19 protein-coding genes are annotated in these 19,956 nt (G+C 46.9%); 9 read left to right on the top strand and 10 right to left on the bottom strand.

All coding sequences use genetic code 11. The features are described 5' to 3' along the window. Positions 1–405: 405 nt before the first annotated feature. The 5 genes from AC07KQ_RS05690 (at position 406) to AC07KQ_RS05670 (ending at position 5,857) form a co-directional block, all read left to right on the top strand. Positions 406–2,661, top strand: coding sequence for an LTA synthase family protein (locus AC07KQ_RS05690; protein ID WP_016386802.1), 2,256 nt, complete (start codon positions 406–408; stop codon positions 2,659–2,661). Positions 2,662–2,746: 85 nt separating this feature from the next. Beyond that, positions 2,747–3,493, top strand: a complete 747-nt coding sequence (locus AC07KQ_RS05685; protein ID WP_003566502.1) for a hypothetical protein — start codon at positions 2,747–2,749, stop codon at positions 3,491–3,493. A gap of 9 nt (positions 3,494–3,502) precedes the next feature. Beyond that, positions 3,503–4,072 (top strand): branched-chain amino acid ABC transporter ATP-binding protein, encoded by a 570-nt coding sequence (locus tag AC07KQ_RS05680; RefSeq protein ID WP_003566504.1) that lies wholly within the window; start codon positions 3,503–3,505, stop codon positions 4,070–4,072. Positions 4,073–4,229: 157 nt separating this feature from the next. Further along, on the top strand, positions 4,230–4,985 hold the full coding sequence (locus AC07KQ_RS05675) for a helix-turn-helix domain-containing protein (protein WP_013245323.1): 756 nt from the start codon (positions 4,230–4,232) through the stop codon (positions 4,983–4,985). Then, positions 4,961–5,857: an IS3 family transposase gene (locus AC07KQ_RS05670; protein WP_123796487.1), complete on the top strand. Its 897-nt coding sequence runs from the start codon at positions 4,961–4,963 to the stop codon at positions 5,855–5,857. The genes AC07KQ_RS05675 and AC07KQ_RS05670 overlap by 25 nt, the downstream gene beginning before the upstream one ends. Before the next feature lie 226 nt (positions 5,858–6,083). Here AC07KQ_RS05670 and purB read toward each other — a convergent pair whose 3' ends face one another. From purB to AC07KQ_RS05625, 9 genes are all read right to left on the bottom strand, one after another. After that, positions 6,084–7,379, bottom strand: coding sequence for an adenylosuccinate lyase (gene purB / locus AC07KQ_RS05665; protein WP_003566506.1), 1,296 nt, complete (start codon positions 7,377–7,379; stop codon positions 6,084–6,086). A 69-nt stretch (positions 7,380–7,448) separates the two neighbouring features. Further along, on the bottom strand, positions 7,449–8,558 hold the full coding sequence (locus tag AC07KQ_RS05660) for an ATP-grasp domain-containing protein (protein WP_003598329.1): 1,110 nt from the start codon (positions 8,556–8,558) through the stop codon (positions 7,449–7,451). Between the two features lie 20 nt (positions 8,559–8,578). Further along, the gene (locus AC07KQ_RS05655) at positions 8,579–9,907 is read right to left on the bottom strand and encodes a nucleobase:cation symporter-2 family protein (RefSeq protein ID WP_003566511.1); all 1,329 of its coding nucleotides are present in this window, start codon (positions 9,905–9,907) and stop codon (positions 8,579–8,581) included. Positions 9,908–9,913: 6 nt separating this feature from the next. Beyond that, entirely contained in the window at positions 9,914–10,492 is a 579-nt protein-coding gene (locus tag AC07KQ_RS05650; RefSeq protein ID WP_003566514.1) for a xanthine phosphoribosyltransferase, read from the bottom strand. A 190-nt stretch (positions 10,493–10,682) separates the two neighbouring features. Next, positions 10,683–11,324: a glycoside hydrolase family 73 protein gene (locus AC07KQ_RS05645; protein WP_480156624.1), complete on the bottom strand. Its 642-nt coding sequence runs from the start codon at positions 11,322–11,324 to the stop codon at positions 10,683–10,685. Next, the gene (locus AC07KQ_RS05640) at positions 11,324–11,806 is read right to left on the bottom strand and encodes a GNAT family N-acetyltransferase (RefSeq protein WP_013245652.1); all 483 of its coding nucleotides are present in this window, start codon (positions 11,804–11,806) and stop codon (positions 11,324–11,326) included. Before AC07KQ_RS05640 ends, AC07KQ_RS05645 begins: the two co-directional genes overlap by 1 nt. Positions 11,807–12,047: 241 nt before the next feature. Beyond that, a complete protein-coding gene (locus AC07KQ_RS05635) occupies positions 12,048–12,248 on the bottom strand; it encodes a cold-shock protein (RefSeq protein WP_003566521.1) in 201 nt (66 codons plus the stop codon). A 683-nt stretch (positions 12,249–12,931) separates the two neighbouring features. After that, a complete protein-coding gene (locus AC07KQ_RS05630) occupies positions 12,932–13,060 on the bottom strand; it encodes a hypothetical protein (RefSeq protein WP_003594150.1) in 129 nt (42 codons plus the stop codon). Positions 13,061–13,123: 63 nt separating this feature from the next. Then, positions 13,124–14,089, bottom strand: coding sequence for an aromatic acid exporter family protein (locus tag AC07KQ_RS05625; protein ID WP_003566523.1), 966 nt, complete (start codon positions 14,087–14,089; stop codon positions 13,124–13,126). Positions 14,090–14,216: 127 nt separating this feature from the next. On the opposite strand from AC07KQ_RS05625, the gene AC07KQ_RS05620 reads away from it, so the two are divergent. The 4 genes from AC07KQ_RS05620 to AC07KQ_RS05605 all read left to right on the top strand — a co-directional run bounded on the left by AC07KQ_RS05620 (position 14,217) and on the right by AC07KQ_RS05605 (position 17,665). Next, positions 14,217–14,855 (top strand): YkyA family protein, encoded by a 639-nt coding sequence (locus AC07KQ_RS05620; RefSeq protein WP_003590400.1) that lies wholly within the window; start codon positions 14,217–14,219, stop codon positions 14,853–14,855. 86 nt (positions 14,856–14,941) lie between these two features. Next, positions 14,942–15,871, top strand: coding sequence for a glycosyltransferase family 2 protein (locus AC07KQ_RS05615; RefSeq protein WP_003566527.1), 930 nt, complete (start codon positions 14,942–14,944; stop codon positions 15,869–15,871). A gap of 166 nt (positions 15,872–16,037) precedes the next feature. Continuing rightward, positions 16,038–16,793, top strand: coding sequence for a helix-turn-helix domain-containing protein (locus tag AC07KQ_RS05610; RefSeq protein WP_013245323.1), 756 nt, complete (start codon positions 16,038–16,040; stop codon positions 16,791–16,793). Beyond that, positions 16,769–17,665 carry an IS3 family transposase gene (locus AC07KQ_RS05605; protein ID WP_123796487.1) on the top strand — a complete coding sequence of 299 codons (897 nt, stop codon included), beginning with the start codon at positions 16,769–16,771 and terminating at the stop codon, positions 17,663–17,665. The genes AC07KQ_RS05610 and AC07KQ_RS05605 overlap by 25 nt, the downstream gene beginning before the upstream one ends. Before the next feature lie 448 nt (positions 17,666–18,113). Here the strand turns inward: AC07KQ_RS05605 and AC07KQ_RS05600 are convergent, their stop codons facing one another. After that, positions 18,114–19,853, bottom strand: coding sequence for a glycosyltransferase family protein (locus AC07KQ_RS05600; protein ID WP_013245650.1), 1,740 nt, complete (start codon positions 19,851–19,853; stop codon positions 18,114–18,116). Between the last annotated feature and the right edge of the window lie 103 nt (positions 19,854–19,956).

The raw sequence follows: 19,956 nt of genomic DNA, 5'->3' as shown, positions 1-19,956 counted from the left end.
ACTTTTAAAGACTCTGTAAGAATGATGAGCATCACCCTCTGCCATTAGGAAAATGAGGTACGCTAATCATTGCATGATTTGCCATGATACCAGCGACGGGATCACGATTTAATATCATCTCATCAATATGTCGGGAGGCCAGCGCGGGACATCAAAAAGCACTAAAATAGCGTTCTCGCGTCATTGTGCCAAAGCAGCGAAGAAACCAACACATAAGGGTCTAAGCAAAATGGTAATCAGGCCTTTTGCAGTTGCTTCAGAAACACGCTCCCAAGCACAGCTCAGTTTTCAGATATTGAGACACGCTTGCCACCCCCAAAACCAAGTTGGCTCAGACGCTGCTTTTGTGCTTCCTCCCTTTTGCGGGTACAATGACAAAGAACAAAGTGGAAAGGAGTTGCCGCTTTGAAACGGTTACGACTAAATCGCCTCGCACAGTGGATAAGATCAACCCGGATTGGCTTTTTAGCCTGTCTGCTTTTTTTGGTATGGGCTAAGACCATCTTTGGTTACTTTGTGGACTTTTCACTTGGCTTAAATGATCCGCTACAATATACCTTGCTATTATTAAATCCTTTAGGAACTGGGATCATTTTCCTATCGCTTGGCTTGTATCCCAAGCATGCGCGCCGCGGTTACCTCATCGGCGTCATTGTTTACATACTCAGCACTTTGCTATTACTCGCAAATGTTCTGTATTATCGCGAGTTTTCAGATTTTCTGACCATCAACACGGTCCTTGGCGTCTCTAAAGTGAGTCAGGGTCTTGGAGCTAGCTCGCTTAGTATGGTTAAACCACACGATATCATTTATATAATTGATATTGTGCTAGTGGCCTTGGCTTATTTTAGTTACAGTATTTGGAATATCTGGCGCTATATCCACAATGAACCTTTGCGCTGGCCGCATTTCGGTCTGACGTTGGATACCCGCCAACTTCCCTTTCACTTTCCGCAAGCTGTCACCGTCTTTGGGATCGCGCTGTTTGGGTTGATCATGGCGGTTAGTGAAATGAATCGGCCGCAACTTTTGACGCGGACTTTTGATCGGAATTATATCGTTAAGTATCTGGGCTTGGCGCCATTCACCGTGTACGATGCTGCCAAAACAGCCCAGAACAATCAGGTCCGCGCCCAAGCAGACAGTTCGAATCTTGACCCAGTATTGCAATATACGCGGTCACATTATGCCGCACCAAACGCCAGTTATTTTGGGACGGCCAAAGGCAAAAATGTCATTATTATTCATTTGGAAAGCTTCCAACAATTCTTGATTGGCCAAAAAATTGACGGTCAAGAAGTCACGCCTTTCCTGAATTCACTCATTAAAGAAAAAGACACACTAAGCTTTAGCAACTTCTTTCATCAAGTTGGCCTTGGTAAAACCAGTGACGCCGAAAACATGCTAGAAACCAGCACGTTTGGGATTGCCAATGGCTCTTTATTCAGCAGTCTCGGCACTGAAAATACGTTTGAAGGAGCGCCGGCCATTCTCAATCAACGAGCCGGTTACACTAGTGCTGTTTTTCATGGTGGCTCTGCTAGCTTCTGGAACCGCGACAATGTATACAAGAGTCTTGGTTATAACGACTACTTTTCCGGCAACTTTTATAATCATGACGAAAAAGCAGCGACTGAATATGGCATTAAAGATAAGTTGATGATGGCCGAGACACCAAAGTATCTGGAGCATCTGCAACAGCCTTTCTATGCCAAAATCATCACGACGAGCAATCATAATCCTTTTTATATCACCCAAGCTGATTCCGATTTTCCTGACGCCGGCACTGATGACGCCACGATCAACGGTTATTTTCGCACGGCTCATTATCTTGATGAAGCGCTCAAGGAATTCTTCAACTATTTGAAAGCAAGCGGTTTGGAAAAGAATTCGCTAGTGATGCTTTATGGGGATCATTTCGGTATTAGTAATGATCGCAATACCACTCTGGCACCGTTGCTTGGCAAGGATCCTAGCACTTGGAATGCGTTCGATGATGCTCAGTTGCAACGCGTCCCGCTGATTTTCCACATGCCTGGTCTTAAAGGCGGCGTTAATAGCACTTACGGCGGCGAGATCGACGTCTTGCCGACCTTACTTCACTTACTAGGCATTGATAGCTCGCGTTATGTCCAATTTGGCACCGATCTGCTGTCCAGTCAGCACGACAGCGTTGTTGCCTTCCGTAATCACAATTTTGTCACCTCTAAATACACCGTACTTGGCAGTAAAGTCTACGATAATACAACCGGTAAACTGCTGACATTGACGCCTGCGCTTGAAGCAACCATCGTCAAGGATCAGAAGTCAGTGGACACAAGACTCAGCCTTTCAGACGATGTCGCTAACCGCAATCTCTTACGCTTCTACGTGCCACTTGGCTTTAAACCCGTCAACCCTAACCAATATGACTACAATCAGAGTCTCAGCAATGTCTTGTCAATCGAACGCAATCTAGGCAGCAAGAGCACCAGTCTCTATAGCGAAAATAATGACCAATCAACAACTGGACTTTACCAAACTGATGCTCCTGAATTAGCCGACGACACTGATCCCATCACCACCTTCCCAGATAAAGTTCAGGATCAAACTGAAGCCTCCAGCAGCAGCGAATCTAGCAGTTCGTCTGATGTGAATGTCACAACCCAACCATCTAAATAAATTCAAATAACATAGTAAATGCTCGGCTTATGTTCACACTTTGTTCAAATTCATTGCTTATACTGCTTGTGAGGTGAACGGGTAGATGCATTTCTTTGAGCGAACGTTTTCAGGATTTCGTTATCATCGCCGTTATTATATTGTGATGATGCTGTTATCAGTGGCGTTCTGCTTGATCAGCATCATGCTGATGACAAGTGAAATGATTGACCAATCTGCTCAGGCAGCTTTTTTGCAACGCTTGAACTCATTTGGAACACAAAATAGGCAGACGATTTTGCTCAGTACGCAGGTCGGACAAGCCCACATTCAAATGGTGCAGGCTGCTCAGTCGATGCTGACCAAAGTTGTTTTTGCTGACGGTCTTTTGTGGCTTGCAGGAACTGCTTGGCTATGGCGGCGTCGGCGGTCTGAAACTGATGCTTTGTATTTAGTCGGAAAAAGCAGTATGTCGATCGGCTTACAATACGCCTTTGAAGCAATTTTCAGCTTTTTAATTAGCTTCATTGTTAGTATTTTTCTTGTGGTTTTATTAAATGATCAATTGATTTATTTCTTAACGACCACAAATCGTTCGGTATTTGCCCATCTGCTACAACAAAAGTATGACAGCATCGAAATGAACCACGCATTTGAGCAACTCTTTGCCCGTCACCTGACTGGTTTTACCCGTGAAACCCTCTTTTATTACGGTAGCAAAACTGATGATATGACACAGCCAACCGGTTTCCTGTCAGCACTGGGAAATGGTCTCGCCGTGATTTTCATCACCAACATAGGTTTGGTCACACCACTTTCCATGCTTCGGAAAAGGCGTGCCTTACCGCGTTAGGAGACAGCCATGTTATTTCGATCAAAACTACTTGATATCTATCGCGAAAATTTTGCCAAACTTTTTACCCCAACGACGATTCAGTATCTCTATGCCTCAAACGAGAATGACCTGATTGCCTTGCATGATCAGTACGTGCGCGATTTTATTAATGGTGGCGTCATCAAGCAAGTCGGCTTCATTAATAGCCGGCATACAGGTATCCTTGACTATCTCAGCGTGCGAAACAACCTTTGCATCAATGGACGCTGCAAGGACTCTGATTTCTTGCCTGAATGGTTATCCACGAATTCACCGATCTTAGACCAGCCAGCTGCGACATTGAACACCATGCAACGCATTTATTTGCAATTTTATCGTGGCTTGATGGGTAAAAAACGTTACCTGCTGCTAACCAGCTCTCCTGCGATCTTTGATCCTTATGTTACCCGCGACTTCCTCACTGAAGCCAATCATGCATTGCAACAAACCAATAGTTGCTTGCTAGTTTTAACAACAGATCAATCCTTGTTAAATGCGAATCCTAACCATGCTTGGCAGGAACCGCCTGTATTGACGCTGAGTGCCCTGACAAAATGAGTCTTGTTCTCGTTGTTATCACAACTTGAACAGGACTTTTTCTATGGTCAACAGGTGGCGCAAATGCGACCAAACAAAAACGACGAGTCGGGTACACTCCCTTTTGGGTGGACAGACCAAATATTTAAGGTCTGTTCTCCTGGAAGGGAGTTTTTTTATGCGGCGGAAGGGAATTCGTTATTCTTTGGAAGAAAAGATTCAATTCGTTAATCGAGTTCTGTCTGGCCAATCACTCATGGATGTTCAGAGGTCTGGGGGACCCCGCCATGTGGCTTTAGGTCGGTGGGTGCACAGCTATCAGCAATGGGGAGCGGCTGGACTCGTCCCGAAGAAACGAGCAACGCGACGCCACCCACGTAAACACAAGACGTATTCCAGAGAGTTCAAGCTTCAGATTGTCCAAGAATACCTGGCGGGTGGGACGTCTTACCCTAAACTATGTGCGGAGTATGACATCTCCAATCCAGCAGTCGTTTACCAATGGGTTTCTCTGTATAATAGTGGTCAACTACTACAGACCACTAGAGGGAGTGCACCCATGACAAAGGGCAAGAAAACAACTTACGTTGAAAGAATCGAAATCGCACAGTGGATCATCGCACATGATATGGACTACCAAGGGGCCATTAAGCACTTTGGAGTTTCGTACGGTCAAGTCTATTCTTGGGTGAAGAAGTTTCGCGAGAGCGGCGAGGAAGGTCTTAAGGATCGGCGAGGTCAGCATAAGCCTGAAAACACCCTTGATGAGAATCAACGTTTAAAGCTTGAGAACAAACAAAGTAAGGCCAGGATTGACTATCTGGAGACGGAGAACGCTCTCCTAAAAAAATTGCAAAATGTAGAGAGAAGGAGTGCCGGCAACAACACCGACAATACCAATATACTGCCATTCAAGAACTCACCCAAGAGGTAACCAGGGTCACCAAGCGATACCATTCGGTATCGTTGTGCTGCCAAATATTCGATATTCCACGCTCTGCTTATTACAAGTGGCTGCACCGAGAACCAACTAAACAAGACATCATGAACACTGAGCTGGTTCGTTTCATCAAGAAATTAGAAGAAGACAATCACTACATTTATGGGGTTGATCGGTTAAGGATGATCATTAATCAGGAGACTGATTATCATGTGAACCCTAAACGGGTTCGGCGATTGATGCAAGATAACGGTATTCAGTGTTCAATTCGCCAGAAGAAGCATGATCGAGTAGCGGAAAAGAAGGAATACATCCTTGGAAATAAATTGCTTAACCAGGATGGCAGCCATGCCTTTCATCCTACCCGGCCCAATGAGGTTTGGGTCACGGACTGCAGCGAGTTGACGTATGGCTTCAATTCAGAGTGCCATTTGCGTTTGAGCGCAATCAAGGATCTCTACGACCATAGTATCGTGGCTTGGGAGGTCGAGCCGAGTGAGACCGCTACACTGGTCACTCAAACATTCAGAGCCGCTGCAGAGGCAGAGGAGACTTTGCCTGAGCTGCTGCACAGTGACCAAGGTTCCGGTTACACATCCCGACTATACAATACTGAATTGGCCGGTTCTGGTGTTATTCATAGCATGTCACGGCCGGGAACACCGGGAGACAATAGTCCGATGGAGAGTCTCTGGAGCCATGCGAAGACTGAATATTTTGACTTTGTCCATGCCAATACATACGAAGAAATGATGCAATTCATTGAAGAATACGTGTTGTGGTACAACGGTGATCGGCACCAAGAGACACTCAACGGGATGACCCCAGCGGAATACCGAAATCATGCCATTGAAACAGCAGCATAATAGTATTCTGTAAGAATCCACGAGGAGGAGAGCCATGATTCAAGAAGGACCTTTTGATTAGGAAAGTGCTTGGATCAAAAATGGCAGCCCAGGCGGACTGCCAAAATTAATGATTAATTTGTCCCTAACTTGGAAATAACACGAGAACAACTTTTTAATATTTGAGCTGTCCACTTGACGGGGCACCGCCCCGTCTGCACTCGCCGTTTTTGTTTGATTTATTTGCTTATGCTAAACCAACTCGTTTGAAAATCTCATCAACATGCTTGAGGTGATAGTGGTAGTCGAAAGCATCGTCTAAATCGGCCTGACTTAACCGATCAGTAATCTTCGGATCAGCTTCAAGCAACGGACGGAAGGCGCGATGCTCATCCCATGCCACCGCAGTCTTGGGTTGAACCAAGTCATAGGCTTGTTCTCGGCTCAAGCCAGCTTCGATCAGCTTCAGCATCACCCGCTGGCTGTAAATCAGGCCATGCGTCAGATTCATATTGGCTTTCATTCGGTCTGGGAAAACATCCAAATTGTCCAAAATACTGGTGAAGCGATGGAGAATGTAATCAAGCAGCCCGGTAGCATCTGGCAACATGATCCGTTCGGCACTGGAATGCGAGATATCGCGTTCATGCCACAACAGCACATCTTCTAAGGCTGGCGTCTCGTATCCACGAATGACGCGCGCCAAGCCAGAAACATTTTCCGAACCGATTGGATTGCGCTTGTGTGGCATAGCACTCGAGCCCTTTTGACCTTTGTTGAAATGCTCTTCGACTTCATGAACTTCGGTACGCTGCATATGCCGAATCTGCAAAGCAAATCGTTCCACCGAAGTCGCAATCAGGCCAAGTGTCTGAATGTAATGCGCATGCAGATCACGCGGCAGAATCTGAGTCGAGATTTCTTGAGCGCGAATACCCAACTGCTCTGTGACGTACGCCTCAACAGCAGGCGGCGTATTGGCGAAGGTGCCGACTGCACCGCTAATCTTACCTGCTTCAACATCGCTAGCCGCGTCTTCAAATCGACGAATGTCTCGCTTCAATTCAGAATACCACGTGGCAACAACCAACCCAAAAGTAGTTGGTTCAGCGTGCACGCCATGCGTCCGCCCCATCATCACGGTATCCTTATGGGCCTTCGCCAACTTCGCTAAACTAGCCTTCAAGGCGGCCAAATCTGCACGCAGAATCTCGTTAGCCTGCTTCAACAGGTAGCCTTGTGCCGTGTCGACAACATCGGTACTGGTTAAGCCAAAATGCACCCATTTCTTCTCAGCGCCGAGGCTTTCAGAAACATCCCGCGTGAATGCCACCACGTCATGATGCGTGACCGCTTCAATCTCATGAATCCGATCAACATCAAACTTAGCATGCGCACGCAATGCTTGGACATCAGCAGCGGGAATTTCTCCCAGTTTGGACCAGGCTTCGGCAGCTAAGATTTCAACTTCCAGCCATGCAGCATAACGGTTCTTCTCTGACCAGATTGCGGCCATTTCGGGACGACTATAACGCGGAATCACAGGCTTTTTCCTCCTTCAAGTGGACAAAACAACAACAGGTATCCTTGGTTTGCGACTGCCAGCACGCGATCATTGAATGACAAAGTGGCCAGTCGCATTCACACTGGCTTTGATTGCTTTCAAATCACCCACGATCTGAATCTCGCCGGTTAGCTCGCCACCAGTCGGATAAAACGTAAATCGCCAATCAGGTTTAATTTGAATCTGAGTCAAAACCGCGTCCATATCTTCTGAACGCAGCGGAATGCCAACGCCGTCCTCGGCCAATTGCAACTCCGGCAATGGCCAGCCTAGAATCGCGCGCAGATGCAGCTCATATTCAGAAATGTCACTCGTATTCAGCATCAGATGGCCATATAATTTCGGCCCTGGATAAACTCTCTTCACATAAAGCGTCCCATTGCTGGCTAAGAAAAATTCAAGACTAAAGATGCCCGTATAGGCTAACTTCTCTGAAATTTTAGCGGCGATACGCCGGATCTCAACAATCACTGCTGGATCAACATCAGCGCGCACAGATGAAGCCTTCAATTGATGACGATCAAAATAATTCTGAATAACCGGGCCGATGCGCACTTCTGACCCCGCCTTCGCAACGATCACAGCGACTTCTTTGATGTTTTGTAAGTAAGCCTCAAGAATATATGGTCGCTGTTGCAACAACTGCTGTGCCCGCGCGACGTCATCTGCCGTGGACAGCAGCAGCTGCTGGTCAACGCCCATCCCCTTCTGAATCGGTTTCAGCAAGGCTGGATAACCGATTGTGTCAACAGCCTCTTTAATATCATTCGGCGTAATGACTTGGGTATAAGGCAAAATGTTCATATTCAGATCGTCCAAAAAGACTTTTTCCAAATAGCGGTCTTGGGTGACAGTCAAAATGTCGACCCCGGAAGGCAATTGGTTGGCAGTGGCTAATTCCGCCAGCAACGAACCATCGACATTCTCATCTGTAAAAGTCATCACTGTGCTTAATTGCGTGAGTTCTTTCAGCGCTGTCCGATCAGTGGCATCGCCCACCAACGGAATATCCGCCTTTTCAAAAGCAATATCCGTTTGTGTTGGCGCCAAAACGACCGTGCGCATGCCCATCGAATTGGCCGTATTCGCCATTTGAAAAGCAGTCACACCGCCGCCGATAATGCCAATCGTTGCACCTGGACTAATAAATTGCGTCACATCTGTTCCTCGCTTTGACTTTATTTATCTGAATCGCGTTCGTTCAAGCCTTCATCAACCGACATTTCTTGCGTCCGACGTGGCGAATTGAACAGCCAGTTCAGCAAAACCGCACTCAAGCTGGTCATTAAAATGCCTGACCCAAACAGCAATTGAATTGTTTTTGGCAAAAACTGAACGATATGTGGCTGAACTGTCACGCCAAGTCCCAGACCGATCGAAATGGCAGCGACAAGCAAATTCTTATCATTGTCAAAATCAACCTGTTGCAACATCCGAATGCCTTGCACAGCCACCATGCCGAACATCACCAGCATGGCCCCGCCAAGCACCGGTGCTGGAATAATCGTGGCTAAAGCGCCAATTTTTGGCAGTAAACCAAGAATCACTAAGAAAATCGCGGAAAAAATGACTGGCTTGCGGGTCTTAATCCCTGACAATTGAACCAACCCAACGTTTTGCGAGAAAGTGGTGTATGGGAAGGTATTGAACAACCCGCCAAGCATCACGGCTAACCCTTCGGCGCGATAGCCGCGCTTCAGGTCGTCTGCTTCAATTTTACGGCCGACAATGTCCCCTAACGCGAAGAAAACGCCAGTACTTTCGACCATGGATGTCATCGAAATTAAAATCATCGTGACAATCGAGCTCCACTCAAACTGCGGTACCCCAAAGTAAAATGGCGTCGGTACGTGGAACCAGCTGGCCTCAATCACCGGCTGAAAACTAACCAACCCAAGAAAACCGCCAAGCACCGTACCAGCAATTAAGCCAACCAAAATCGCGATTGAATGCAGGAAACCTTTGCCCCAGACATTGATCGCTAAGATCAGAAGTACCGTGAAGGCCCCGACCATCAGATTGGTCATGTTACCAAAATCCTTGGCCGTTGTTGAGCCACCGCCAAGATTTTGAAAAGCAACCGGAATCAATGACAAGCCAATGACCGTGATCAACGAACCGGTCACCAACGGCGGGAACAAGAAACGCAACTTTGAAAAAGCACCGCCGATTAGGAAAACGAACAACCCAGCAACAATGATGGCCCCGTACATCGTTTGAAAATTAAACTTCTGGCCAATCATGATCAAAGGCGCCACCGCTTGGACGGCACAGCCCAAAACGACTGGCAGCTTAATCCCAAAATACTTGTTGCCAAATACTTGCAAAGCCGTTGCGATACCACACATGAAGATATCAATCGACACCAGATACGTCATCTGCTCAGACGTAAAATGCAACGAAGCACCAATCAGAATTGGTACTAACACCGAACCGGAATACATCGCCAGCAAATGCTGCAGTCCCAATGCGGCTGCTTTAGGATTCGAAATCGCTTTATTCTTCATCGTGGGCTAATCCTCCGGCGCAAAGATGACCTGACCATTTTCAAATGCATTGATGCGCGCCAATGATTCGACGCGAACATGCTTTTCATCAAGCAACTTGCGGCCTTTTTGGAAAGTCTTCTCGATCACAATCCCCACACCGCTCAGTGTCGCACCAGCCTGTGCAATGATATCCATCAAGCCTTCGACCGCCTGACCGTTGGCAAGAAAATCATCAATGATCAAAACATTGTCATCGGCTGAAAGGAACTTGCGAGAGATAGCGATCTCATTGGAGGTCTTTTTAGTGAACGAATAGACCGTAGCTGTGTAAAGATGATCTTTTAAAGTCAAGCTCTTATGCTTACGGGCAAAAACCAACGGCTTGTGAAACTCCATTGCCGTTGCAATCGCCGGCGCAATGCCAGAACTTTCAACCGTCAGAATTTTGGTGATCGGCTCATTGCTGAAGCGCCGGTAGAATTCATGACCGAGATCTGCCATTAAATCAGGATCGACCTGATGATTCAAAAAGTTATCCACCTTCAAGACATCTGTTCCTATTACTTGGCCATCCTTTTTGATCCGGTCTTCCAGTAATTTCACCACAAGCACTCCTTTTAATTGTAAATTTTCAACAAGCTTACCATAAAAATCAGTGTGGAACAACACAATCACGCTAATTCCCGAACAAACACGCGAAGCCGCTTTCATCAAAAGAATAAGTAAAATCCCCGTGATTCGGCTTTAAAAAGTCAAAATAACGAGGATTGCCGCATCGCTAAAACACGAACGTTCAACTATCATATTGGGTTAGATTCCAAGTTTCAATCAAATGAATCAATTTTTGTGGATAATCAGGATCAGTAGCATAGCCATCCGTCTTCAAAGCAGCTGCCGCTGTTTTATAGTCCTTAGCGGCACGAACTGTGGCATATTGTTGCGGATTCCAATCAGTCCCATTAACGAATAACAGCGCATGATCGCGGATCGATTCACTGTCGTTGTCATACACCCGAAAACGGCCATCGACCGTGATCCATTTGTCATTGACATATTCCTGCGTGCGCAACACTTTGGTCGTGGCTGGATCGGTACCTTTGATGCCAAACAGGTTATGGTAGTCCTTCGCCAATGCACTGGTACCCCAGTTGGATTCCAAAATGGCCTGCGCTAAGGTGATGCTTGTCAAAACATCATATTGCTTTTGCATGGCCTGTGCTGTCGGCACTAAGCGCTTAATAAAGGCAACTTTTTTTGCGCGTACTGCCGCCTTTTCATCCGCAACTTCTTGTTTTTGCGTCACTTCTGTTTGTTGTTGGGCCCAGTATGAACCAACCACAAGCGTCACACCGATCGCAAAGAAACCGATGACTAGCCAAGCGGCAAGCGGAATTATTTTTAACGTAAAATGTCGGCGCCTTTTGGCCAAAAGCATTACTCCTTTGTTTTATCAGAACTTGTCAATAACAACCGTCGTCGTAACACAACCATGTCCTGCAACTGCATCCCTTCTGCATACAGCGGATGGGCATACTGATCGAAGAAATGCTTACGGATTGCGTCAAAACGGAATCCCTGGCGCATGTAAAAACGCAGATTCTCGAAATCCACATCACCAGTACCAACCAGCATATCCTGATAATCAGGCGCATACACCAGTCCGACGTGCCGTAACAAGCTCGCACCGATACCTTGACGACGGCGGGCAGGCAGTACCGCAAGATTCTTCAGTTCAATGGTGGTAGCATCCACAGGCACTACCATGGCCACGCCAACCGGCACAGTCTCGTCAATCGCTGCAAATAACGTGCCAGCGTCCAAATACCGCCGCAACATATTCGGATCCTCATCCCCAATCAATAAAAGATCCAAATAATGCAACCGAGCTTCCGGCGCAACTTTCACAAATCTTAACATGCAGCCCTTCCCCACCTTCCAAAAAATGTTTCAATTAACATGCTATGAACTAGTTTAACATGCACTTACACGCATTGAGCACCTGCCAAATGAGTTTTAGAAAAAGTCAGACAATCCGCCACTTTTATTTGATGCCGGTACGCAACATCGCTACTCACCCATTTTACCTGTATCTGTCCTCGTGCACACGCGAAAATAAAAAGCCGGTTGCATCTCTGCAACCAGCTCTGAAACTTTCATATTAGTCTTTGTTAACGTTAACCGCTTGTGGACCGCGATCGCTGTCTTCAACTTCAAAAGTGACTGCTTGGCCTTCTTCGAGGGTCTTGTAGCCGTCGCCTTGGATAGCTGAGAAGTGAACGAAAACATCGCTACCATCTTCGCGAGTGATAAAACCGTAACCCTTTTCAGCATTGAACCATTTAACTGTGCCGTGTTCCATGAGAACATTCCTCCTTGCGTCTGCTGACGCATGATAATATCGTGTATTTCTGTTTGGTACAAGTGGAAGAAAGTTCTGAAACCATGCAACCACGACCATTCAAAAAGTACATATTTAGTCTACCATCACGCCAAACGGCAAGCAAGTATAGAGCGTGAGCCAACCCGGTTAGAAATCGGAGTGTAAGCGGCCTTGGATGTGATGACTGGGCTCTGGTCATTGCATCCAAGGTCCTTACACGCAGATTTCTGGGTTGGCGATCGCGTTTAAGAGCGTGAGCAGGCGCGATTAGAAACCTGCGAACGCGTTTTTGCAATGCAAACGACGTTTCTCTTCAGTTCTATTCCAGTCAAGTATCTCCCCTAGTCCGAGCTGGCTACGCGGCGAGGAGGGCTGGCGACCGCGAAGCTAGAGCTGTGGGCACAGCTTTGAACTCGCGCAAACCCCGCGCGATTTCAAAGTCTGGCCTTGTTGTAGGCGGTAAACCGCCAACAACAATTTCACGGCTGAGCCCCCTCGCCGCTCCGCCAGCTCTTGCTTTCTATCTTAGAATACCGATGACGCAACTACTCTGTTGTACTCATGATTGCTCAAATGATCAGAGAATGCCATTATTGAATTTTCGTCACTTTGAGAGACAGAATCAACTGGAATATCGTTACCTTGCTTGCGGCGATGGGACATCAGCGAAAATTGTGCTCAATATCAGCCCACTCTTCGGGTTGATAAAGTGAAAGAGATTTAGCCTCAGCATATGGGTTGTTAATTTTTGGCACTAATGAGGTACCGAGTTTTATGACTTTGACATCCATCAGATTAAACGCCCCTTTTTATTTTCCAACTTAAATGACTTAGGACATGTAGGAAACCGCAAATCAATTCTGTGATGAAATAATATTGTTAAAATTCCGCTTTAACTGCAACAAGCGGGAAAAGTCTTCTAGGAAATAGAACAATCGCGCGCGGCTTTCGAAGCTTGCGCGGTCTGTTGGCAGCGCTGATTTAGCAAAATCGCGTTGAATTTTTTTGACCATGGTGACCAATTGTGTGGCGGGATTGTCTTCGGTCAGAACACTGGCTGTCATCGCCAAGGCATCGCTGATGACGGCTGCTTGTTCCACAGGTGTTTCGATACGGTCAAGGCTGTCTTGCATTTGCCGGAGCAACTCATATTGATTGTCGCGCATTTCAAAATAGGCTTGAAAATAATCATTATCGGCCAGCAATTGATTGTCACTATGGCGATTAGCCCAAGCAACAGCGGCATCTAAGGTCATTTTCAAATCTGACAGATTCGCCCAATTGTCCGCACTTTTAATGTGATCCGGACCCAATTGCTGGCTCATATGATCGAGAATCTCGCGCATCTCGGCTTCGACTTGTGCCTGAAACTCAGTGATTTTGGCTTCCAGACTTGGCATGAACAAATTGGCAATCAATGCCACACCAGCGCCCACTGCGAGCAATAATAGTTCATTTTTAATCCAGAACCAACTGCAGCTTTTCGCCATCATAAAATGAGTGACTAGCACCGCGGTCATGACGATACCGCTCTGCACCGCAAACACGTTGGTCAAAGGAATGAAAATGAGTAAGAAAAGCCCGAAAGCCAGTGCATTGTACCCCAGCACCAAAAATGCACCGATCGCAATCACAAAACCTAACACGGTCGCCAATAAGCGATACGCGACTAGCCGAAATGATGCCTTGGTCGTATTCTGGACTGATAAAATCGTAATAATCCCAGCGGCCGTCCAATATTCAAGGTGCAACTCGTAAGCAATCAGCATTGCCGCTGCCGTCCCCACTGCTGTTTTAACCGTTCGCATACCTATGTGCATGGCCATCACCCTCCAGTGTCAGTTTAGCATAGAACATTCCACTTAATGAATAGTCAACACATGTACTCGTCACGCCCCGCTAGTATTTAATCGGGCTTTACGCTACCATATAAACAGAGGAGCTGCTATGAAAAAATTACTCATTTTGTTAGCCAGTCTGGCAGTCTTGATTGTTGGATGCTCGGCGACTTTAAATCCTAAAAGCCAGTTAAAAACCACAACCGCCACCGTTCAAACGCAGGTGCAGCAAGAACAAGATGCGTTAAAGACGATTGGATCAACGGTAAACGCCTTTCCTTCTGCTTTTGAAAAGGCTTACCAGGAAAATCCGCAAACTGATTTAAAAAAAGAAAATGGCCCTGTCAAAAAACTTTTGGATAGGCGTGCCGCGGCGTTTAAATCACTAGAAGCCGCCAACAGCGCTTTGGTTGGGGCAAATAATACGTTGACAAAGCTCAACAATCAGCCATCTGAGGATACACCGCAAACACAGTTGAATAACGTTCTCACAAGTCTGAAACTCGCCAAGTTAGATCACAAAACACTGGTCAGTTATTACCGCGAAATGTTAACGGCTGAGGATACCTTCTTCTCCACCACCGCAGATAGTGACACCTCACAAGATGACTTAGAAAGCCAAATTTCTCAGCTGAATCAATATTACAGTTCACTCAATCAACAAATCGATGTCATGACGGCCAATCTCACAACCGTCACCAGTCAAACAACTAAGCTAGCAAAAGCGATTAAGTCTATGCGAGATTAGCTCTGTTATAGCGGCACCGTGCGAGTTGGCACGCCAAAGTATTTTTTCAGCCATCATCAAATTAGCGCAAAACAGGAGGCTTTCCCATGCCGCAAAGTGTGGCAATTATCATTCCATGTCATAACGAGTCAGAAAATGTTCCGCTGATCTATCAGGAACTTGTTAAAACATTCCGCGACGACTTAATCGCGTTACAAGCCCAAATTTGGTTTGTCAACGACGGTTCAAGTGACGATACCCTTCAGCAGATCAAACAGTTACAAGCAAAAGACGATCAGGTTCACTTCATTGATCTTTCTCGCTCGTTTGGTAAGGAGGCGGCCATGTATGCTGGTCTCTCCACCGCAAAAGCAGACTACTACGCCGTTATGGATGCTGATCTGCAAGACCCGCCAGCGATGCTTCCTGATATGTATGCCGCCTTGCAAGACGGCTATGATATGGCTGGTGCTCAACGCACTGACCGCTCAGGCGAAGCTCGGATGCGTTCATTTTTCTCGGATTTATTCTATAAATTCATTAATAAAGTCTCGCAAACTCAAATTGTGCCAGGGGCACGGGATTTCCGCTTGATGACGAGACAGGTTGTCGAAGCTGTCATTCAAATGACCGAGCGCAACCGCTTCTCTAAAGGGCTATTCAGCTGGGTTGGGTTCAAAACAAAGTATCTGCCTTATCGCAACATCGAGCGTCAACATGGGGAGACGAGCTGGTCCTTCATGGGGCTCTTGCGATACGCGCTTGATGGCATCATCGACTTTTCTGAAGCACCGCTAACTTTCGTCTCCATCCTAGGGATTGTCAGTTTCGTTGGCTCGTTTTTAGCCTTAATCTTCATTGTTGTTCGCGCAGCTATTTACGGTGATCCGACCGCTGGCTGGCCGTCAATGGTCTCTATCTTTCTGATGATCGGCGGCCTCCAGTTGTTCGCCCTCGGCATCGTTGGCCGCTACATCGGCCGCATTTACTTAGAAACCAAACGACGCCCGATTTTTATCGCACGTGAGATCAAGTAACTGTATGTCACATAGTCAAAAGTAATTTAAAAATGATTGAGCTGGGACATAATCCAGTACTATTAAAGAAAAGCAAACAACTCCTTATTGCGGAAAATGGGTACACTCCCTTTTGGGTGGACAGACCAAATATTTAAGGTCTGTTCTCCTGGAAGGGAGTTTTTTTATGCGGCGGAAGGGAATTCGTTATTCTTTGGAAGAAAAGATTCAATTCGTTAATCGAGTTCTGTCTGGCCAATCACTCATGGATGTTCAGAGGTCTGGGGGACCCCGCCATGTGGCTTTAGGTCGGTGGGTGCACAGCTATCAGCAATGGGGAGCGGCTGGACTCGTCCCGAAGAAACGAGCAACGCGACGCCACCCACGTAAACACAAGACGTATTCCAGAGAGTTCAAGCTTCAGATTGTCCAAGAATACCTGGCGGGTGGGACGTCTTACCCTAAACTATGTGCGGAGTATGACATCTCCAATCCAGCAGTCGTTTACCAATGGGTTTCTCTGTATAATAGTGGTCAACTACTACAGACCACTAGAGGGAGTGCACCCATGACAAAGGGCAAGAAAACAACTTACGTTGAAAGAATCGAAATCGCACAGTGGATCATCGCACATGATATGGACTACCAAGGGGCCATTAAGCACTTTGGAGTTTCGTACGGTCAAGTCTATTCTTGGGTGAAGAAGTTTCGCGAGAGCGGCGAGGAAGGTCTTAAGGATCGGCGAGGTCAGCATAAGCCTGAAAACACCCTTGATGAGAATCAACGTTTAAAGCTTGAGAACAAACAAAGTAAGGCCAGGATTGACTATCTGGAGACGGAGAACGCTCTCCTAAAAAAATTGCAAAATGTAGAGAGAAGGAGTGCCGGCAACAACACCGACAATACCAATATACTGCCATTCAAGAACTCACCCAAGAGGTAACCAGGGTCACCAAGCGATACCATTCGGTATCGTTGTGCTGCCAAATATTCGATATTCCACGCTCTGCTTATTACAAGTGGCTGCACCGAGAACCAACTAAACAAGACATCATGAACACTGAGCTGGTTCGTTTCATCAAGAAATTAGAAGAAGACAATCACTACATTTATGGGGTTGATCGGTTAAGGATGATCATTAATCAGGAGACTGATTATCATGTGAACCCTAAACGGGTTCGGCGATTGATGCAAGATAACGGTATTCAGTGTTCAATTCGCCAGAAGAAGCATGATCGAGTAGCGGAAAAGAAGGAATACATCCTTGGAAATAAATTGCTTAACCAGGATGGCAGCCATGCCTTTCATCCTACCCGGCCCAATGAGGTTTGGGTCACGGACTGCAGCGAGTTGACGTATGGCTTCAATTCAGAGTGCCATTTGCGTTTGAGCGCAATCAAGGATCTCTACGACCATAGTATCGTGGCTTGGGAGGTCGAGCCGAGTGAGACCGCTACACTGGTCACTCAAACATTCAGAGCCGCTGCAGAGGCAGAGGAGACTTTGCCTGAGCTGCTGCACAGTGACCAAGGTTCCGGTTACACATCCCGACTATACAATACTGAATTGGCCGGTTCTGGTGTTATTCATAGCATGTCACGGCCGGGAACACCGGGAGACAATAGTCCGATGGAGAGTCTCTGGAGCCATGCGAAGACTGAATATTTTGACTTTGTCCATGCCAATACATACGAAGAAATGATGCAATTCATTGAAGAATACGTGTTGTGGTACAACGGTGATCGGCACCAAGAGACACTCAACGGGATGACCCCAGCGGAATACCGAAATCATGCCATTGAAACAGCAGCATAATAGTATTCTGTAAGAATCCACGAGGAGGAGAGCCATGATTCAAGAAGGACCTTTTGATTAGGAAAGTGCTTGGATCAAAAATGGCAGCCCAGGCGGACTGCCAAAATTAATGATTAATTTGTCCCTAACTTGGAAATAACACGAGAACAACTTTTTAATATTTGAGCTGTCCACTTGACGGGGCACCGCCCCAATTGTTTGCTTTTTTTCACGGATATTTTTATTAGAATTTAAAGATACCAGTGCCAAGGCGGAGCAATCGCAGGTCAGATGGGGCTCAGCCGTGCAAACAACACAGTGACCGGGCTTTGTCGCTGATGTTGTTAGGCGACTTCGAGACCGCGGGTTTTGCGGGCTCGAAGCGCCGTCACCGCTCTAGCTCCGCGTCGCCAGCCCCATCTGGCCGGAGATTGCGGAGTTTGGCACGGCAAGAATCTCTTTTGTTTCATTATTCAGACCCAGTCGTTATCCGCTCATCCGTTGCCCGTTGCCTACGTGTTTCACGCAACAACCACCAGCCGCCAAAGCCAAGCGCAGCCACTAAGGAAAGCCAGCCGGTCACATGTTGCAGCGCCGTACCTGTATAGACAACTCGAACACGATGCGTGCCTGCTGGTGCCGCTATCGTAATCTGAGCATTTTTCCCACTTGGCCAGTAGTCAACTGTCTTACCGCTGATGGTCACATGATAACCGACGTAGCCAAATTTTGGCAGCTTCAGGGTCACCGGCTTGCTGCTGGTATAGGTAAAACGCATATCATTGTAAGTTTGGGTGGGCATCGTTAGACGGGTCAATTGATGAGAAGCCGTTACCGAATAAGTTGTCTTTTTAAAAAAAGTCGTTAAATCAAAATCTTCTGGTGCATACTCACTCCCGCCGCCAGTTGCATCTTCATAATAAGCCGTTGCATTCTCATCGGTGATGCGATAAATGTTGGCATTAAGCATCGTCGCATTGATATTCACGGCATAACTGAAACCGACAATGCAGGTTGCCAGCACCAGCCCCCAAGCAACATGTGATGAGGCTGGACGATCCGCCACGATCAACCCAATTGCCAGACTAAGAAATAAAGTCGTCAGTTCCAAGTATCGCCAAGGAAATTGGATGACACCGAAGATCGTTTTGCTAAACAACGACCACGGGAACAAATTGGTGCTTAGAAAGATCGTCAACAGCCCTAGACCAGCAACTACCTTAACCGCTTGATTCAATTTCCGCCAACGAATCACCAGCACAATGGCTGTCATTAACATGAAAATGCCCATGCCAGGTCGAAAGGCTTGGCCGACATTCTGCATATTACTGGTTGAGGCATACATACTCAGGGAGTTCTCAAAAAGATCACCCAAACTATAGAGGATGAAGTTCGGCCAGATCGTCGCAGACTCGCTTAACTTCAACGCAATATGACTGGACATCTCAATCATCGGCAAGTAGCTGCCCAGTCCCATCAGCAGCGTACTGATCGCTGCCAGTATCGTGTACTTGACCATTCGCCAAGTCACGCGCCGCATGCCAACCAACACGAGAAAGCCGCCAACCAAAAATTCCAGCACCATAACCAGCGACAACATATGCGCATACATCAGACCGGTCACACCAAACGCCAGTAAAAACCAGTTATCGGTTCGTTTGACGTAAAGCTCATACATGCCCGCGACGATGATCGGCAGGAAAATGAAGGCCAGATTTTCACCCAAAGCCCCCCGCACAAAGGCGTCTAAGGCCCGGTAGACCGCAGTCGTATACACCATGCTGAAAACAAACGCCGCCAGCGGTTTTCGCCGAATTTTCAAGAAACTAGCGTAGGCAGCCAATACTGTGACGATGAGAATGAGGGCCTGATAACCATCATACGCACCGACCACCCCCATCCCCATCAGCCGTAGCCACACATATGGCAACAACATTAATGAAGGATAGTACGCGTCAAAAGCATAGCCAAAGTTGCGGACTGCCTCAGGAAAAACCTTGGGAAAATACTGGCCGTGCCGCACACTGGTCACATAGCTTTCCAACCGCCGCAGCTGTGGCATCGTATCGTCTTGATGAAAAATATAGGGTAGATGCAGCTGCGGCCACTGCACGAGCAAAACCAAGACCATCGCCAAAATCGGCAACAGCCAGACAGCATTTTGTGTCATGAATGTCTTCAGCTTTGCTGATGATGTCTGTGCGTGCATAAACCGTCCTCCCAAAATAACTTTCATTCTATTGTACCGTTCCCCGATGCTGTTTGTCTTACTGGAAAAGATTATTTTCATCCCTTTGACCACACGACCTGAT

The sequence above is a fragment of the Lacticaseibacillus sp. YLM2-1 genome (assembly GCF_056583465.1).
Note: the sequence above shows the minus strand (reverse complement) of the source record. Positions and strands in the feature narration are given on the sequence as shown.

Bases quoted from the DNA above. Each gene is read 5' to 3' on its own strand.
- AC07KQ_RS05685 (WP_003566502.1), top strand. From the start codon at position 2,747: ATGCATTTCTTTGAGCGAACGTTTTCAGGATTTCGTTATCATCGCCGT.
- AC07KQ_RS05680 (WP_003566504.1), top strand. From the start codon at position 3,503: ATGTTATTTCGATCAAAACTACTTGATATCTATCGCGAAAATTTTGCC.
- AC07KQ_RS05675 (WP_013245323.1), top strand. From the start codon at position 4,230: ATGCGGCGGAAGGGAATTCGTTATTCTTTGGAAGAAAAGATTCAATTC.
- AC07KQ_RS05655 (WP_003566511.1), bottom strand. From the start codon at position 9,907: ATGAAGAATAAAGCGATTTCGAATCCTAAAGCAGCCGCATTGGGACTG.
- AC07KQ_RS05645 (WP_480156624.1), bottom strand. From the start codon at position 11,324: ATGCTTTTGGCCAAAAGGCGCCGACATTTTACGTTAAAAATAATTCCG.
- AC07KQ_RS05640 (WP_013245652.1), bottom strand. From the start codon at position 11,806: ATGTTAAGATTTGTGAAAGTTGCGCCGGAAGCTCGGTTGCATTATTTG.
- AC07KQ_RS05635 (WP_003566521.1), bottom strand. From the start codon at position 12,248: ATGGAACACGGCACAGTTAAATGGTTCAATGCTGAAAAGGGTTACGGT.
- AC07KQ_RS05630 (WP_003594150.1), bottom strand. From the start codon at position 13,060: ATGGATGTCAAAGTCATAAAACTCGGTACCTCATTAGTGCCAAAAATT.
- AC07KQ_RS05625 (WP_003566523.1), bottom strand. From the start codon at position 14,089: ATGCACATAGGTATGCGAACGGTTAAAACAGCAGTGGGGACGGCAGCG.
- AC07KQ_RS05620 (WP_003590400.1), top strand. From the start codon at position 14,217: ATGAAAAAATTACTCATTTTGTTAGCCAGTCTGGCAGTCTTGATTGTT.
- AC07KQ_RS05615 (WP_003566527.1), top strand. From the start codon at position 14,942: ATGCCGCAAAGTGTGGCAATTATCATTCCATGTCATAACGAGTCAGAA.
- AC07KQ_RS05610 (WP_013245323.1), top strand. From the start codon at position 16,038: ATGCGGCGGAAGGGAATTCGTTATTCTTTGGAAGAAAAGATTCAATTC.
- AC07KQ_RS05600 (WP_013245650.1), bottom strand. From the start codon at position 19,853: ATGCACGCACAGACATCATCAGCAAAGCTGAAGACATTCATGACACAA.